General features: G+C 66.2%; 15 protein-coding genes and 1 tRNA gene. 15 read left to right on the top strand and 1 reads right to left on the bottom strand.

Going from position 1 to position 15,807, the window contains the following annotated elements:
- Positions 1–88 precede the first annotated feature (88 nt).
- The gene (locus BM031_RS05280; protein WP_091872068.1) at positions 89–700 is read left to right on the top strand and encodes a tetratricopeptide repeat protein; all 612 of its coding nucleotides are present in this window, start codon (positions 89–91) and stop codon (positions 698–700) included.
- 206 nt (positions 701–906) lie between these two features.
- Here the strand turns inward: BM031_RS05280 and BM031_RS05275 are convergent, their stop codons facing one another.
- Positions 907–2,229, bottom strand: a complete 1,323-nt coding sequence (locus BM031_RS05275) for an SGNH/GDSL hydrolase family protein (protein ID WP_091872065.1) — start codon at positions 2,227–2,229, stop codon at positions 907–909.
- Positions 2,230–2,498: 269 nt separating this feature from the next.
- Between BM031_RS05275 and BM031_RS05270 the strand changes: the two genes are divergently transcribed.
- From BM031_RS05270 to BM031_RS05205, 14 genes are all read left to right on the top strand, one after another.
- Positions 2,499–4,802, top strand: a complete 2,304-nt coding sequence (locus BM031_RS05270; RefSeq protein WP_229408616.1) for an FdhF/YdeP family oxidoreductase — start codon at positions 2,499–2,501, stop codon at positions 4,800–4,802.
- Positions 4,799–5,641, top strand: a complete 843-nt coding sequence (gene fdhD / locus BM031_RS05265) for a formate dehydrogenase accessory sulfurtransferase FdhD (protein WP_091872062.1) — start codon at positions 4,799–4,801, stop codon at positions 5,639–5,641. The genes BM031_RS05270 and fdhD overlap by 4 nt, the downstream gene beginning before the upstream one ends.
- Positions 5,642–5,685: 44 nt before the next feature.
- Positions 5,686–6,681 carry an MYG1 family protein gene (locus BM031_RS05260; RefSeq protein ID WP_091872059.1) on the top strand — a complete coding sequence of 332 codons (996 nt, stop codon included), beginning with the start codon at positions 5,686–5,688 and terminating at the stop codon, positions 6,679–6,681.
- 66 nt (positions 6,682–6,747) lie between these two features.
- Positions 6,748–6,951, top strand: coding sequence for a hypothetical protein (locus BM031_RS05255; RefSeq protein WP_143084512.1), 204 nt, complete (start codon positions 6,748–6,750; stop codon positions 6,949–6,951).
- 142 nt (positions 6,952–7,093) lie between these two features.
- Positions 7,094–9,508 (top strand): catalase, encoded by a 2,415-nt coding sequence (locus BM031_RS05250; RefSeq protein ID WP_091872053.1) that lies wholly within the window; start codon positions 7,094–7,096, stop codon positions 9,506–9,508.
- 257 nt (positions 9,509–9,765) lie between these two features.
- Positions 9,766–10,230, top strand: a complete 465-nt coding sequence (locus BM031_RS05245; protein ID WP_091872050.1) for a hypothetical protein — start codon at positions 9,766–9,768, stop codon at positions 10,228–10,230.
- 64 nt (positions 10,231–10,294) lie between these two features.
- A complete protein-coding gene (locus tag BM031_RS05240; RefSeq protein WP_091872047.1) occupies positions 10,295–11,275 on the top strand; it encodes an NAD(P)H-quinone oxidoreductase in 981 nt (326 codons plus the stop codon).
- Between the two features lie 97 nt (positions 11,276–11,372).
- Complete coding sequence (gene tpiA / locus BM031_RS05235; protein WP_091872043.1) at positions 11,373–12,122, top strand: triose-phosphate isomerase; 750 nt, start codon at positions 11,373–11,375, stop codon at positions 12,120–12,122.
- Positions 12,123–12,171: 49 nt separating this feature from the next.
- On the top strand, positions 12,172–12,612 hold the full coding sequence (secG, locus tag BM031_RS05230) for a preprotein translocase subunit SecG (RefSeq protein ID WP_091872040.1): 441 nt from the start codon (positions 12,172–12,174) through the stop codon (positions 12,610–12,612).
- 234 nt (positions 12,613–12,846) lie between these two features.
- Positions 12,847–12,931: transfer RNA gene (locus BM031_RS05225), tRNA-Leu, on the top strand.
- 165 nt (positions 12,932–13,096) lie between these two features.
- On the top strand, positions 13,097–13,456 hold the full coding sequence (locus tag BM031_RS05220) for an NADH-quinone oxidoreductase subunit A (RefSeq protein ID WP_026354735.1): 360 nt from the start codon (positions 13,097–13,099) through the stop codon (positions 13,454–13,456).
- A 3-nt stretch (positions 13,457–13,459) separates the two neighbouring features.
- Complete coding sequence (locus BM031_RS05215; RefSeq protein WP_020654624.1) at positions 13,460–13,936, top strand: NuoB/complex I 20 kDa subunit family protein; 477 nt, start codon at positions 13,460–13,462, stop codon at positions 13,934–13,936.
- 15 nt (positions 13,937–13,951) lie between these two features.
- Complete coding sequence (locus BM031_RS05210) at positions 13,952–14,545, top strand: NADH-quinone oxidoreductase subunit C (RefSeq protein ID WP_091872038.1); 594 nt, start codon at positions 13,952–13,954, stop codon at positions 14,543–14,545.
- Positions 14,545–15,798 carry an NADH-quinone oxidoreductase subunit D gene (locus BM031_RS05205; RefSeq protein ID WP_091872035.1) on the top strand — a complete coding sequence of 418 codons (1,254 nt, stop codon included), beginning with the start codon at positions 14,545–14,547 and terminating at the stop codon, positions 15,796–15,798. The genes BM031_RS05210 and BM031_RS05205 overlap by 1 nt, the downstream gene beginning before the upstream one ends.
- Positions 15,799–15,807 lie beyond the last annotated feature (9 nt).

Here is a 15,807-nt window from a genome sequence, read left to right as displayed (position 1 = left end):
AACGACACAAACGACGCACATTACAAGAACAAAATGAGTCCCCGCGGGGACCAAGGGACCGCAGAGATCCTGACTCCATGCACGAGACATGAAAAAACTATTGATAGCGATCGCACTCGCGCTCGGCCTGCAAGGCGGCGCGCAGGCGGGCTTCGCGGAGGGCGCCAGCGCTTACAACGCGCGCAACTACGCGGCAGCACTGAAAGAGATCCTCCCGCTCGCCAAGTCCGGCCACGCGGACGCCCAGCATTTGCTGGGCCTGATGTATTACATGGGCCGCGGCGTCACGCGCGACTACAAGCAGGCCTTCACCTGGCACCAGAAGGCTGCCCAGCAGGGCAAGGCCGACGCGCAGTACGTCGTCGGCGCCATGTACTACACGGGCAACGCGGTCCCGCAAGACCAGCGCCACGCGGTCACCTGGTTCCGCCGCGCCGCCGAGCAGGGCCACGCCGAGGCCCAGCACGCGCTCGGCCTCATGTACCGCTACCACCAGGCCGGCATGCCGCAGGACATGGTGCTGGCCTACATGCTGTGGAACCTCGCCGCCGCCAGCGGCAACCACAACGCCGTCGAGCAGCGCGCCGCCATCTCGCGCCAGATGACCCAGGAGCAGATCGAGGAAGCGCAATCGCTGTCGCGCCTGTGGCGTCCCGGCCGCCCCCTCCCGACCGCCTCCCGCACGGGCAGCAACTCCTGACGACACCGCCGGCCCCCCCGGCGGTTTTTTTAGCGCTGTCACCGCCGGCTTTGCGCCCAATTATTCTACCTTCGTACCTTCGGGGTCAGGTCTGACATTCAGACACGAGCTCTGCCTTATTTCGCCTGTTTTTGCTTGGTTCCCCTCCTGTACTGTCGAGGCCGTGTCCAAATGTCAGACCTGACCCCGAAGTGCCGAAGTGGAAGTTAGGGGGAGCGGCGGAATTGTTCGAGGGGGATGGCGTCGGCCATGGCCTGGTAGCCGAGGTCGTTGGGGTGCAGGTGGTCGCCGCTGTCGTAGGCGGGCAGGAGGCGCGCGGGGCGGGACGGGTCGCGGGTGGCGCGGTCGAAGTCGATGATGGCGTCGAATTCGTCGTGGTTGCGGATCCATTCGTTGACGGCCTGGCGCAGGCTGTCGTTTTCGGGCGTATACGCGCCCGCGCCCTCGAAGGGGAGCAGGGTGCCGCCGATGACTGCGATGCGCTTGGCGCGGGCGCGGGCGATCAGCTGGCGGTAGCCGGCCACCAGATCTTGCAGAGTCACCGGGCTGGTAGCCGAGCTGTTGCCGATGTCGTTGATACCGATGAGTACGGTCAGGTAGCGCACGCCGGCGGTCGACAGGACGTCGCGGTCGAAGCGCTCCAGCGCGCTGCGGCCGAACAGGTTGCCGGGGGCGGTGGACAGCAGGCGACTGCCGTTGATGCTGCGGTTGACCACGGCCAGGCGCGCGGCCGGTCCGCGCAGCGCCTGCAGGCGGCGCGCCAGCCAGTCGGGCCAGCGCTTGTTGGCGTCCGGCGTGCTGCGCGTGCCGTCGGTGATCGAGTCGCCCAGCGCGACGATGGCCGGGCCCTGCGCGTCCACTTCCACCGCCGTCAGGAAGGGCCAGGCCGACAGCGTGCGCTGCACCGGCAAGGTCGGCGCGGCGCTGAAGTCGCCCGGCAGCGACACGTAGCTGGTCTGGGAAGCGTTGGCGTGCAGCGTGCTCGCCTGCACGGTGCCGGGCAGGTAGAGGCTCACGGCGAGGTCGGACAGCGGCGGGATGTTCAGTTCCACCGGGTCGGACAGCACCGGGGCGCCGGGCGGGATGGTGACCGATGGGCGACCGCCGAAGGTGAGCACGCGGCCGCTGCCGGCGGCGATGTCGGAGCCGCCGGCGCGCAGGCCGATGTGGGCCGCGCCGACGCGCAGCGCCAGCACCCCCATTTCGTTGGACACGCGGATGCGCACCCGGTTGCCGCCGATGCTGGTGTGGACGATCAGGCGCAGCGTGTGGTTGTTGAAGGCCGGCAGCCCGGCGTCCGGCGCCGGACCGGCGGGCGCCGCGCCCCAGGTGCCGGTCCACGGTTCGCCCAGCCACGGCTGCGCGCCCACCGGCTGGCTGGTGAGGGCGATCGCCGCGGCCAGCATGGCGCTGCCCAGCAGCAGGCGCCGCCGTGGCGGGTTCAGCCGGCGCGCGGAGTGGGCGACGCCGGCCGCGAAACGGCGCGCGACCGCGAACAAGGCGGGCAGGACGGTCAGGAGTCGGTTCATCGTGCGCTCCGGGGGGCAAGTGCCCATGCGACGCATGGACTCGTGTGATCAATTTATCAATGGCCGCCGGCATGAACAAGATGGCAACAGGCCGCTCCCTTGCGCCGGATCGAAACAAGCCATGATTGTCATTCCCGCAAGAATTTTTCAGGGTTCAAGGGTCGACCGTCCGGGATTTGTCCCCGGACTTTCCGTCCCACTGTTCGCAGGCGCACCGAGCCAGGAGGCAAACCGGGCTAGCGTGGCTCATCCAAGCGCGAGGAGTTGCAATGAGCAAGCATTCAGGCGATGTCCGCATCGAAGACCCGACCATGCCGGCCGGCGGCTGGGGTTCAGTGGGCGAGGTCACGCACATCCTGTTCGACCAGCGGGTGGCGCTGAAGGACAGCGCTCTGCTGCTCAAGCAGAACAAGCCGGACGGCTACGCCTGCGTCAGCTGCGCCTGGGCCAAGCCGGCCAATCCGCACCCTTTCGAATTCTGCGAAAGCGGGGCCAAGGCCACGGCCTGGGAGACCACCAGCAAGGCCATCGGCGCCGATTTCTTCGCGCGGCACACGGTGACCGAACTGGCGACCTGGGACGACCACCGCCTGGAAGACCAGGGCCGCCTCACGGTGCCGATGCGCTACGACCCCGGCACCGACACCTACCGCGAACTTTCCTGGGACGCCGCATTTGCCGAAATCGGCGCGGCGCTGCGCGGCATGGACCGCGAGCAGGTGGTGTTCTACAGTTCCGGGCGCGCCTCGCTCGAAACCTCCTACATGTACGCGCTGCTGGCGCGCATGTACGGCAATAACAACCTGCCCGACAGCTCGAACATGTGCCACGAAAGCACCTCGGTCGGCCTGCAGAAGACCATCGGGGTCGCGGTCGGCACCGTGGTGCTGGAAGACTTCGAGCAGACCGACTGCATCTTCTTCTTCGGCCAGAACGTGGGCGTGAACAGCCCGCGCATGCTGCACCAGCTGCAGGCGGTGCGCAAGCGCGATGTGCCGATCATCACCTTCAATCCGCTGCGCGAGCGCGGGCTGGTGAGCTTCACCAATCCGCAGTCGCCGGCCGAGATGCTGACCGGGCACGAGACGGCCATCAGCACCCAGTACCACCAGGTCAAGCCGGGCGGCGATACGGCCGCCATCATGGGGCTGTGCAAGGCGATCTTCGACCTCGACGATGCGGCCCTGGCCAGCGGCAGGCAGCGGGTGCTCGACACCGCCTTCATCCAGGAACACACCGAGGGCTTCGCTGATTTCGAAGCGGCGGTGCGCGCCTGCGAATGGGCCGATATCGAGCGCGAATCCGGCCTGTGGCGGCCCGACCTGGAAAGCGCGGCCGGCGTCTATTGCAAGTCTTCCGCCGTGATGGCCGTCTACGGCATGGGCCTGACCCAGCACCGCAACGGCGTGCAGAACGTGGCGATGGTGGTCAACCTGCTGCTCCTGCGCGGGAACATCGGCAAGGCGGGCGCCGGCGTGTGCCCGGTGCGCGGCCACTCCAACGTGCAGGGCCAGCGCACGGTGGGCATTACCGAAAAGCCGGAACTCGCCCCGCTCGACAAGCTCAAGGAGCTGTACGGCTTCGAGCCTCCGCGCAAGCAGGGCATGAACACCGTGGAAGCCTGCGAAGGCATCCTGGCGCGCAAGGTGCAAGCCTTCATTGGCCTGGGCGGGAACTTCGTGCGCGCGGTGCCGGAGCGCGGCCTGATGGAAGCGGCCTGGCGCGAGCTGCCGCTCACGGTGCAAATCTCCACCAAGCTCAATCGCAACCACCTGGTGCACGGCAAGGCGTCGTACATCCTGCCGTGCCTGGGCCGCATCGAAATCGACCGCCAGGCCGGCGGGGCGCAGGACGTCACGGTGGAGGACAGCACCGCCTGCATGCACGGCTCGCGCGGGATGGCCGAACCGGCGGCGCCGACCCTGTTGTCGGAGCCGGCCATCGTGGCCGGCATCGCCAAGGCCACGCTCGACCCCAACCCGCGGGTCGACTGGGACCGCTGGGTGGGGGACTACGGCACCGTGCGCGAGGCCATCGAGGCGACCTATCCCGAGATCTTCCACGACTTCAATGCGCGCATGTGGACGCCGGGAGGCTTTCGCAAGCCGGTTGCGGCGGCCCACCGGGTCTGGAAGACCGAGGGCGGCATGGCCCGGTTCACGGTGCCGGAGAGCCTGCAGGGCAACCCGGACCTGCGCGGCGGCCCGGCCACGCTGCGCCTGTTCACGGTGCGCAGCGACGGCCAGTTCAATACCACCATCTACAGCCATGACGACCGCTTCCGCGGCGTGTACGGCAGCCGCATGGTGCTGTTCATGGCGCGCGCCGACATGGCGAGCTACGCGCTGGCGCAAGGCGATGTGGTGGCGCTGCGCTGCGCGGCCCAGGACGGCGTCGAGCGCCGCGTGGATGGCCTCACGGTGGTGCCCTACGACGTGCCGCAGGGCTGCATCGCCGGCTACTTCCCGGAGCTGAACCCCCTGATCCCGCTGTGGCACCACGCCAAGGAAAGCAAGGTGCCGGCCGCGAAGGCGATCGACGTCATCCTCGAGCGCGCCGGGAGCGCGTCATGAACGCGGGTGAAGGCTTCTTCGATCCCGCGGGCGCCAGCCGCCTGCCGGCCGACCGCTGGCGCGACGGCATGCTCGAACACGGCACCGAGCTGGTGGCCGACGAAGTGCCGGTGGCGCTGAGCTACAACGGCATCAGCCACGCCGTCATGCTTGCTTCGCCCCAGGACCTGGAAGATTTCGCGGTCGGCTTTTCGCTTGGCGAGCGGATCGTGCACGACGCGCGCGACATCTACGATATCGAGGTGGACGAGGCGGTCAACGGGATCGCCATCGAGATGCGCATCGCCGGCGGCGCCATGCTGCGCCTGAAAGAGACGCGGCGCGCACGCACCGGCAAGACCGGCTGCGGCCTGTGCGGCGTCGAGAGCCTGGAGCGGTTCGACGACGACACGTTTGCCACGCCAATCGCCGGTACGCGGGAACCGGGCGTCACGCCGGACGCCCTGCACCGCGCCATGGCGGCGATGGGGCAGCGCCAGCACCTGCACCACGCCACCGGCGCGGTGCACGCCGCCGGCTGGGCCAACCTCGAGGGCGAGCTGCTGTGCGTGCGCGAGGACATCGGCCGCCACAATGCGCTCGACAAGCTGGTGGGCGCGCTGGTGCGCGAAGGCGCCGACGTGACCCGCGGCTTCGCCGTGGTGACCAGCCGCGCCAGTTTCGAGATGGTGCAAAAAGCCGCGCGCGCAGGCTTTCCATTGCTGGCCGCCATTTCGGCGCCGACCGCGCTGGCCGTCAAAGTGGCGCAGGGAGCCGGCGTCACCCTGCTCGGATTTGTGCGGGGAGGGCGCCACGTCGTCTACACCCATCCGCAACGCATTGCGCCGCTGGCGGGGTGAAGCCGGTATGATGCGCAGCTTCATTCGAGCATCCTGGAGTCCTCATGGTCATCGTGACCCACAACGGCAAGTTCCATGCAGACGACGCGTGGGCAGTCGCCGTCCTGCATATCCTCTTTCCCGACGCTGACATCGTCCGGACCCGCGACACGGCCATCATCGACGCGGCCGACTTCGTCGTCGACGTCGGCGGCAGCTGGGACCCGGCCACCGGCCGCTTCGACCACCACCAGAAGGGCTTCGACGGCGCCCGCGCCAGCGGCGTGCCCTACGCCAGCGCAGGCCTGGTGTGGCGCGAGTACGGGGCGCGCTGCGTCGCCGCGCTGGCCGCCCAGCACGTCGACCACCAGCTCGACGACGACACGGCCCAGCAGATGGCCCATGCCATCGATGCCGACATCGTCCAGTACCTCGATTTGTCGGACGTGGGCGCGGCCAGGAATGCGCCCGGCGGCTACGGCATGTCGGCCGTGGTGTCCGGCTACAACCCGAACTGGCTCGACGAGCAGCGCCTTGGCTACGGGGCCGAGGCCGAAGCCTACCGCCTGGCCCAGTTCCGCAAGGCGATGGCCTTCCTGGCCGACGTGATGGTCAATGCCGTCAAGTACCGGGTCGGCGCGATCCTGGCGCTGGCCCAGGTGCGCCAGTCGCAGCCGCTGGAAGAGGGCCGCCTGCTGTTCCTGAAGAACGCGGCGCTGCCGTGGAGCTCGGTGGTGCGCAAGGAAATGCCGAAAGTGCTGTTCGTGATCAGCCACAGCCTGTCGGAAGACCGCTACATGCTGCACACGGTGCCGGCCACGCCCGACACCTTCGACGCGCGCGCCGACCTGCCGGCGCCCTGGGCCGGCCTGCGCGACGCCGACCTTGCCGCCGTGACCGGCGTGCCGGACGCCAAGTTCTGCCACAACGGCCGCTTCATTGCCGCTGCCAAGTCCTACGAGGGGGCGTATGCCATGGCGAAACAGGCCTTGCAGGCCGTGGACAATGGCTTGACACCGCTCATGGCCCAGCGCGAACCGCGCGCCGCGCTTGCGACTTGAGTTAAGTAAGGCACTGTGAAGTTGCGATGGAAACCGTATCTTGGCCTCATGGCGAAAATCGTTTCCATGAGAAAGCTTTACGCAATGCAGCGCATGTCGGCCGCGCTCAACCGCGCGTCGGCGGCGCGGCCCTTCGGTCCGGATACGGACCGGGCCTTGCGCTGGGCTGCGGCATGGGGCATGTCGGCCGGCATCCGCACCCAGTACACGCGCCTGCGCCTGCGGCGCGACACCCTGGTGGGCGTCTGCCCTGAAGTCCATCGCAGTTAAATAGTAAAATGCTATCGCCCCGATAGTAATAAATAAGCACGCTCTATGCGGCACCGTTAGATACACAACAGTTCGCATTCGCCCCACAAGGCTATGTTGTTGGTCGGTAGTTTCCAACAACAACACACCTAGTGAGGCAGAGATGGCTAAAGGCAAGAACGCGCCGACATCGGTCGCAGGGGCCGGTTCGATCATGAGCACCATGGCGGGCCCGTCGGACCCGACACCGCCGTCCACCCTGGGGTCGAACGATCCCGTCAACCAGCGGCTGCTGGAAAAGGTCGCGGCCGGCCAGGAGCTGGCGGCCGACATGCCCTTCAATCCGAACAAGCCCGACGAATACGGCGAGGCTGCGCGCACGCCACAGCCGGGCGCCACGGCCAAGCCGGCGTCGCCGGCCGCCACCGGCAGCACCAGCAGCGAGATCGTCCAGTCCGACAAGGTGGGCAGCGGCCAGCCGCCGATCGGCGCCAACCCGGCGAATGACCCGCTCGACCGCGTGCGCGTCGACGCCAGCGACCGCCACCTGACCACTAACCAGGGCGTGCCGGTCGCAGACAACCAGCACTCGCTGAAGATCGGCCTGCGCGGGCCAACCGCGATGGAAGACTTCATCCTGCGCGAAAAGATCACCCATTTCGACCATGAGCGCATTCCGGAGCGCGTGGTGCATGCGCGCGGCTCGGCCGCCCACGGCTTCTTCGAGGCCTACGAAGACCTGGGCGCCATCACCCGCGCCGCGCCGTTCGCGGCCAAGGGCAAGCGCACCCCGGTGTTCGTGCGCTTCTCGACCGTCGCCGGCGAACGCGGCTCGACCGACCTGGCGCGCGACGTGCGCGGCTTCGCGGTCAAGTTCTATACCGACGAAGGCAACTGGGACCTGGTGGGCAATAACATCCCGGTGTTCTTCATCCAGGACGCGATGAAGTTCCCCGACCTGGTGCACGCCGTCAAGCCGGAGCCGCACCACGGCATGCCGCAGGCGGCCAGCGCCCACGATACCTTCTGGGACTTCGCCTCGCTGTCTCCGGAAATCGCGCACATGCTGATGTGGGTGATGTCCGACCGCGCCATCCCGCGCAGCTACCGCACCATGCAGGGCTTCGGGGTGCACACTTTCCGCCTGGTGAACGCGCAGGGCGAATCGCAGTTCTGCAAATTCCACTGGACGCCGCTGGCCGGCACCCACTCGCTGGTGTGGGACGAGGCGGTGAAGATCTCGGGCGCCGACCCCGATTTCCACCGGCGCGACCTGTGGGAAGCCATCGAAGCGGGTAACTTCCCCGAGTGGGAACTGGGCCTGCAGGTGTTTACCGAAGCGCAGTCCGAGACCTTCGGCTTCGACATCCTCGACGCCACCAAGCTGATTCCCGAAGAGCTGGTGCCGGTGCAGAAGGTCGGCCGCATGGTGCTGGACCGTAACCCGGACAACTTCTTCGCCGAGACCGAGCAGGTGGCCTTCTGTACCGCCCACATCATTCCCGGCATCGATTTTTCCAACGATCCGCTGCTGCAGGGGCGCATCCACTCCTACCTGGACACCCAGCTTTCGCGCCTGGGCGGCCCGAACTTCCACGAGATCCCGATCAACGCGCCGATCGTGCAGGTGCAGAACAACCAGCGCGACGGCATGCACCGCCAGGCCATCCACCGTGGCCGCGTGAGCTACGAGCCCAATTCGCTGGGCGGCGGCTGCCCGTTCCAGGCCGGCAGCAAGGGCTTTACCAGCTTCCCGGAACGCGTCGCCGAAGACAAGGTGCGCGGCAAGCCGGAACTGTTCGCCGACCACTACTCGCAGGCGCGCCTGTTCTACCAGAGCCAGACCCCGGTCGAACAGGCCCACATCGCCAACGCCTTCCGCTTCGAGCTCACGCGCGTGCAGACGGTGGCGATCCGCGTGCGCATGCTGGCGCTGCTGGCCAATGTGGACGACGCCCTGGTGGCGAAAGTAGCCGAAGGCTTGGGCCTGGAGGTGCCGGATCCGCTGCCGCTGGCCACCGACGCGCCGATTCCAGAGTATCCGCCATCGCCATCCCTGTCGCTGCTCGCACGCGCCGGCATCACGGGCGTGCGCACCCGCCGCGTCGCGATCTTCGTGGCGCCGGGCGTGGACGCGGCCATGGTGCAGTCCATCTACGCCGACCTGGTGAAAGAGGGAGCCGTGCCGCGCCTGGTGGGTAATCTGCTCGGCAAGGTCAAGGCAGCCGACGGCGCCGTGCTGGATGTCGAGGTGTCGCTCGAGGCCGGGCCGTCGGTGCTGTACGACGGCGTGATCGTGCCGGACGGCGCCGCCGCGGTCGAGGCGCTGGCGCGCAACGCCCACGCCATCGACTTCGTGCGCGAGCAGTACCGCCACTGCAAGCCGATCCTGGTGCTGGGCGCGGGCGAGGGCCTGCTCGACAAGGCGATGGTGCCGAAGGCGCTGCCGGATGGCTCGGCCGATCCGGGGCTCTTCATCGGCAACGCCACCACGCCGGACGCCGCGCTCGACGGCTTCAAGCTGGCGCTGGCGGGGCACCGGGCGTTCGTGCGGGAGACGGATCCGCCGGTGATTTAAGCGTGGCAAGGTAAACTTGGGCGAAATGATGCCGGTGGCATCATTTCGGCCTGCGCCGGAACGACGGGGTAAGGGTAGCGGCAAGAGCTGACGTTACGTGCTTTTTTCGCTACCCCCAAGACCGTCGTACCGGCGAAGGCCGGTACCCAATTTTGCATGCACATCAAATTCTGCTAACCTAACCCCCTGGCCCAAAATTCACCGGTCGATACGTCGCATGACGCCAGGCATCCGTCGTTCGGCAAAGGCGGGCCGCCATGATCACCAACCACAAACTCCACCACAGCGCAGCCGGACTGCTCGGCTCCTTCAACAGCCGCAACAACGACATCGACCGCTACTGGGCGCTCGGCGTCCTCCATACCGAAGCGCTGCCCCACGGCAACCACGTCGAACTCGACCTCCTGCACGGCCGCGCGCATCCTGAAGCACCCGCCTGTTGCAGCGTCGCGCGCAATTACGCCGCGTTCCTCCGCCGCGCCCTGGCCGCCCATGGATGCGAACCGGGCGCACTCGCGGCGGCCACCCTGTCCTTGGCCTTCGGCCTGCCGCCTGCGCCGAAACCGCGCTGGGACACCAGGTTCGGCGACCCCTACACCTGCACGCTCACCCTGCAGGCGCCGGATGGCCGCCGCGTGACGCTCGAGCACACGGGACGCTGCGCCCCGCACGAGCAGGCGAGCGCCACGCGGCGGGCAGACGCGGTGGGCGCGTTGCGCTGAGACGTCCCGCGCGGGTTTTCCCCAGCTCCCGTACAATTGTGGTTTTTTTAACACGGGAGCTGCCATGCGCGCCATCGAGATCACCCAACCGGGCGCCCCCAGCGTCCTGCAGCTGTGCGAACGCCCGACGCCGGTCCCGAAAGCCGGCGAAGTGCTGATCAAGGTACACGCCGCCGGCATCAACCGTCCCGACGTGCTGCAGCGCCTCGGCAAATACCCGGTGCCGCCTGGCGCCTCCGATTTGCCGGGCCTGGAAGTGGCCGGCGAGATCGTGGACGGCGACTACGCCGCCGCGGGCTTCAGCAAGGGCGACATGGTCTGCGCCCTGGTGCAGGGCGGCGGCTATGCCGAATACTGCACGGCGCCGGCCGAGCAGTGCCTGCCGATCCCGAAGGGTTTGAGCCCGCTGGAAGCGGCCTCGCTGCCCGAGACATTTTTTACCGTATGGTCAAATATCTTCGACCGTGCGCAGCTGAAAGACGGTGAAACCCTGCTGGTGCAGGGCGGTACCTCGGGCATCGGCGTGACCGCCATCCAGCTCGCCGTCGCCCTGGGCCACCGCGTGTTCGCCACCGCCGGCTCCGACGACAAGTGCCGCGCCTGCGAACAGCTCGGCGCCGAGCGCGGCATCAACTACCGCACGGAAGACTTCGCCGCCGTCGTCAAGGAGTTGACGGCAGGGAAGGGCGTCGACGTGATCCTCGACATGGTCGCCGGCGACTATATTCCGCGCGAAATCGACTGCCTGGCCGACGACGGACGCATCGCCCTGATCGCGCTGCTCGGTGGCGCCAAGGCCGAGATCGACCTGGGCCAGGTGCTGCGCCGCCGCCTGCACATCAGCGGCTCGACCCTGCGCCCGCGCCCGGTCGCGTTCAAGGCGGCCATCGCGCGCAGCTTGCGCGAGCGCGCCTGGCCCCTGTTCGAAGCGGGCACACTCAAGCCGGTCATTTTCAAGACCTTCCCGCTGGCCCAGGCGGCCGAAGCGCATGCGCTGATGGAATCGAGCACGCACGTGGGCAAGATTGTGCTGGAAGTGATCTAAGGGATTGAATCAAAAGGAAAGTGCTTAGCTCAGCCATTGTTTGACCGCCACATATTCGACCGCTAGAATAGCGGGTTAATTAAAAACATGGGCTTCTATGCGTCAGAAACTCGTCGTAGGTAACTGGAAGATGAACGGCAGCCGTGCGGCCAACGCCACGTTGCTCACCGGAATTCTCGATGGACTGGCCAATGCGAAGGCCGCCGCTGCGGTCTGCGTGCCCGCTCCCTACCTGTACCAGTGCCAGGACCTCCTGCAGGGCAGCCTGCTCGCCTGGGGCGCCCAGGACGTGTCGTGCCAGCCGAGCGGCGCGTACACGGGCGAAGTCTGCGCGGCGATGCTGGAGGAGTTCGGTTGCCGCTACGTCATCGTCGGCCATTCCGAGCGCCGCGCCTACCATGGCGAGTCGGACGAACTGGTGGCGAAGAAGACCAAGGCGCTGCTGGACGCGGGCATGACCCCGATCGTCTGCGTCGGCGAAACGCTGGCGCAGCGCGAAGCAGGGCAGACCATGGAAGTGGTCGGCGCCCAGCTCGGCGCGGTGCTGGACAAGATTGGCCAGGACGCCGTGGCCCGGATCGTCGTCGCCTACGAGCCCGTGTGGGCGATCGGCACCGGCAAGACCGCCACCCCGGAAATGGCCCAGGAAGTCCACGCCGCCCTGCGCGAAAAGCTGCGTGCCTGCAACGCCGAGGCCGCGGAAAACACGCTGGTGCTGTACGGCGGCAGCATGAAGCCGGATAATGCGGCGGACCTGATGGCGCAGCCGGACATCGACGGCGGCCTGATCGGTGGCGCCGCGCTGAAAGCGGCGGATTTCCTCAGCATCATCCGCGCCGCACCTTAATTTACAGTACAGAATTTAAACACGTCGTTAACTTGGAAATGGAATTGCAATGAACACCCTGTTGAATCTGGTTATTGTTGTGCAGGTTATTTCGGCCCTGGCCATCATCGGCCTGGTGCTGGTCCAGCACGGCAAGGGCGCCGACATGGGCGCCGCCTTCGGTTCGGGCGCCTCGGGCAGCCTGTTCGGCGCCTCGGGCTCCTCGAACTTCCTGTCGAAGTCGACCGCCGTTGCCGCCGCCATCTTCTTCGCCTCGACCCTGGCGCTGGCATATTTCAGCAACACCCGCAGCAGCGGCCCCGACGGCGGCGTGATGGACCGCGTGACCGTGCCGGTCAAGCAGGCGCCGGCTTCGGGTATCCCGAACGACGTGCCGGCAGCCGCTCCGGCGGCTACGGCCCCGGCCGCACCGGTGAACGACGTTCCTGCCGCCGCCGCACCGGCCCCGGCCGCCGCCGTGCCAGCCGCACCGGCGCCCGCTACCAAGTAAGCAATATTGTGATCCTGAACGCGCCGCACGCCGGTTCGCGTTTAGGGGTAGAATGCGGCTCGCTGTGGGGCCCTTTGCCCGTAGCCTGGGCGTAATTCCCAGTCAATGCTGCCGACCCTGCTGTAAAGTTCGGCAAGCCTCAAGAAATTGTTGAGTAATTGCGTAATTTCCTTGTGATAGCGCAATTTGTGCATTGAAAAGTAGTGCTAAAGCAGGGTAAAATACTGGTCTCCAGCCGACGTGGTGAAATTGGTAGACACGCTATCTTGAGGGGGTAGTGGCGCAAGCTGTGCGAGTTCGAGTCTCGCCGTCGGCACCAAGATGCAAAGAAGCCAGCAAGGGCGCAACGAGCAATCGCTCTCCTGCCTGCGCTGGCTTTTTTTACGATTCGGGTGGTCATTGTGGAAGTCGCACGATCGGCCGTTCGAATCGGCGCTGCAGCCCTGCAGTGTTTCATTAACCGATCGTTCAGATAGGCTTCAACGTGAACCTCGAAAATTATTTCCCCGTTCTTCTCTTTATCCTGATTGGCGTCGGCGTTGGTGTCGCTCCCCAGGTGCTCGGCCGCCTGCTCGGTCCGCACCGTCCCGACGCAGCCAAGCTGTCCCCGTATGAATGCGGCTTCGAAGCCTTCGAAGACGCGCGCATGAAGTTCGACGTCCGGTACTACCTGGTCGCGATCCTGTTTATTTTGTTTGATCTGGAAACGGCATTCTTCTTCCCATGGGGCGTCTCGATGCGCGAACTGGGCTGGACCGGCTTTGTCACGATGATGGTGTTTATCGCCGAATTCGTCGTCGGTTTCTGGTACATCTGGAAGAAAGGTGCCCTTGATTGGGAATAAGCCATGGCAATTGAAGGCGTATTAAACGAAGGTTTCATTACCACCACAGCCGATAAGCTGATCAACTGGGCGCGTACCGGGTCGATGTTCCCGATGACGTTCGGCCTGGCTTGCTGCGCGGTCGAGATGATGCATGTGGGCGCAGCCCGCTACGATCTCGACCGTTTTGGCATTGTGTTCCGCCCATCGCCGCGCCAGTCCGACGTCATGATTGTCGCCGGCACGCTGTGCAACAAGATGGCGCCGGCGCTGCGCAAGGTGTACGACCAGATGGCCGAGCCGCGCTGGGTGATCTCGATGGGTTCCTGCGCCAATGGCGGCGGCTACTACCACTACTCGTATTCGGTGGTGCGCGGTTGCGACCGCATCGTCCCGGTCGACGTCTACGTGCCGGGCTGCCCGCCGACTGCGGAAGCCCTGCTGTACGGCATCATGCAGCTGCAGAACAAGATCAAGCGCACCAACACCATCGCGCGCTAAGAACAGCGACACACCATGACGACTAAACTCGAATCCCTTGAACTCGCCCTGAAACATGCTCTGGGCGAGGGCGCTGCCATTAGTTCGGCGCTGGGCGAAGTAACTGTGGTGGTCAAGGCCGCCGACTACCTGGCATCGATGCAGACCCTGCGCGATGCGCCAAGCCTGGCCTTCGAACAGCTGATCGACCTTTGCGGCGTCGACTATTCGCAGTACGGCGAAGGCACCTGGGACGGCCTGCGTTTCGCCGTCACCACCCACCTGCTGTCGGTCGAACACAACTGGCGCGTGCGCGTGCGCGTGTTCTGCCCGGACGACGACATGCCGCTGGTGGAGTCGGTCACCGGCATCTGGCGCGCCGCCAACTGGTACGAACGCGAAGCCTTCGATTTGTTCGGCATCCTGTTCGACGGCCACGGCGACCTGCGCCGCATCCTGACCGACTACGGCTTCATCGGCCACCCGTTCCGCAAGGACTTCCCGATCACGGGTTACGTCGAAATGCGCTACGACCCAGAACAGAAACGCGTGATCTACCAGCCGGTGACGATCGAACCGCGCGAGAACATCCCGCGCGTGATCCGCGAAGAAACCTACGGGACGAAATAATGGCTGAGCTTAAGAATTACACCCTGAACTTTGGTCCGCAGCACCCGGCAGCGCACGGCGTGCTGCGCCTGGTGCTGGAGCTGGACGGCGAAGTGATCCAGCGCGCCGACCCGCACATCGGCCTGCTGCACCGCGGCACCGAGAAGCTGGCCGAGACCCGCACCTACCTGCAGTCGGTCCCGTACATGGACCGCCTCGACTACGTGTCGATGATGTGCAACGAGCACGGCTACGTGCTGGCCGTGGAAAAGCTGCTGGGCGTGGAAGCCCCGGTGCGCGCGCAGTACATCCGCGTCATGTTCGACGAGATCACCCGCATCCTGAACCACCTGATGTGGCTGGGCGCGCACGCGCTCGACATCGGCGCCATGGGTCCGTTCCTGTACGCCTTCCGCGACCGTGAAGACCTGTTCGACGTCTACGAGGCGGTGTCGGGCGCGCGCATGCACGCGGCCTACTACCGCCCGGGCGGCGTCTACCGCGACCTGCCGGACCGCATGCCGCAGCACCGCGAATCGCCGATCCGTTCGAAGAAAGCCATCGACGCCCTGAACGAAGACCGCCAGGGTTCGGTGCTCGACTTCATCAGCGCGTTCACCAAGCGCTTCGACGGCTATGTCGACGAATACGAGACCCTGCTGACCGATAACCGTATCTGGAAACAGCGCACGGTCGGCATCGGCGTGGTGTCGCCGGAAGACGCGAAGGCCATGGGCTTCACCGGCGCCATGCTGCGCGGTTCGGGCGTGGCCTGGGACCTGCGCAAGCAGCAGCCCTACGCCGTCTACGACAAGATGGACTTCGACATCCCGGTGGGCACCAATGGCGACTCGTATGACCGCTACCTGGTGCGCATCGAAGAGATGCGCCAGTCGAACCGCATCATCAAGCAGTGCGTCGCCTGGCTGGCCACCAACCCGGGCCCGGTCATGATCGACAACCACAAGATCGTGCCGCCGAACCGGATGGACATGAAGTCCAACATGGAATCGCTGATCCACCACTTCAAGCTGTTCACCGAAGGCTTCCACGTGCCCGAAGGCGAGGCGTATGCCGCGATCGAGCACCCGAAGGGCGAGTTCGGCATCTACATCGTGTCGGACGGCGCCAACAAGCCGTACCGCCTGAAGATCCGCACCCCGGACTATGCCCACCTGCAGAGCCTGGACGAAATGGCGCGCGGCCACATGATCGCCGACGCCGTCACCATCATCGGCACGCAGGACATCGTGTTCGGCAGTATCGACCGGTAAGAGGAAGAA

Source organism: Massilia yuzhufengensis (assembly GCF_900112225.1).
Taxonomy (GTDB): Bacteria; Pseudomonadota; Gammaproteobacteria; order Burkholderiales; family Burkholderiaceae_D; genus Telluria; species Telluria yuzhufengensis.
Note: the sequence above shows the minus strand (reverse complement) of the source record. Positions and strands in the feature narration are given on the sequence as shown.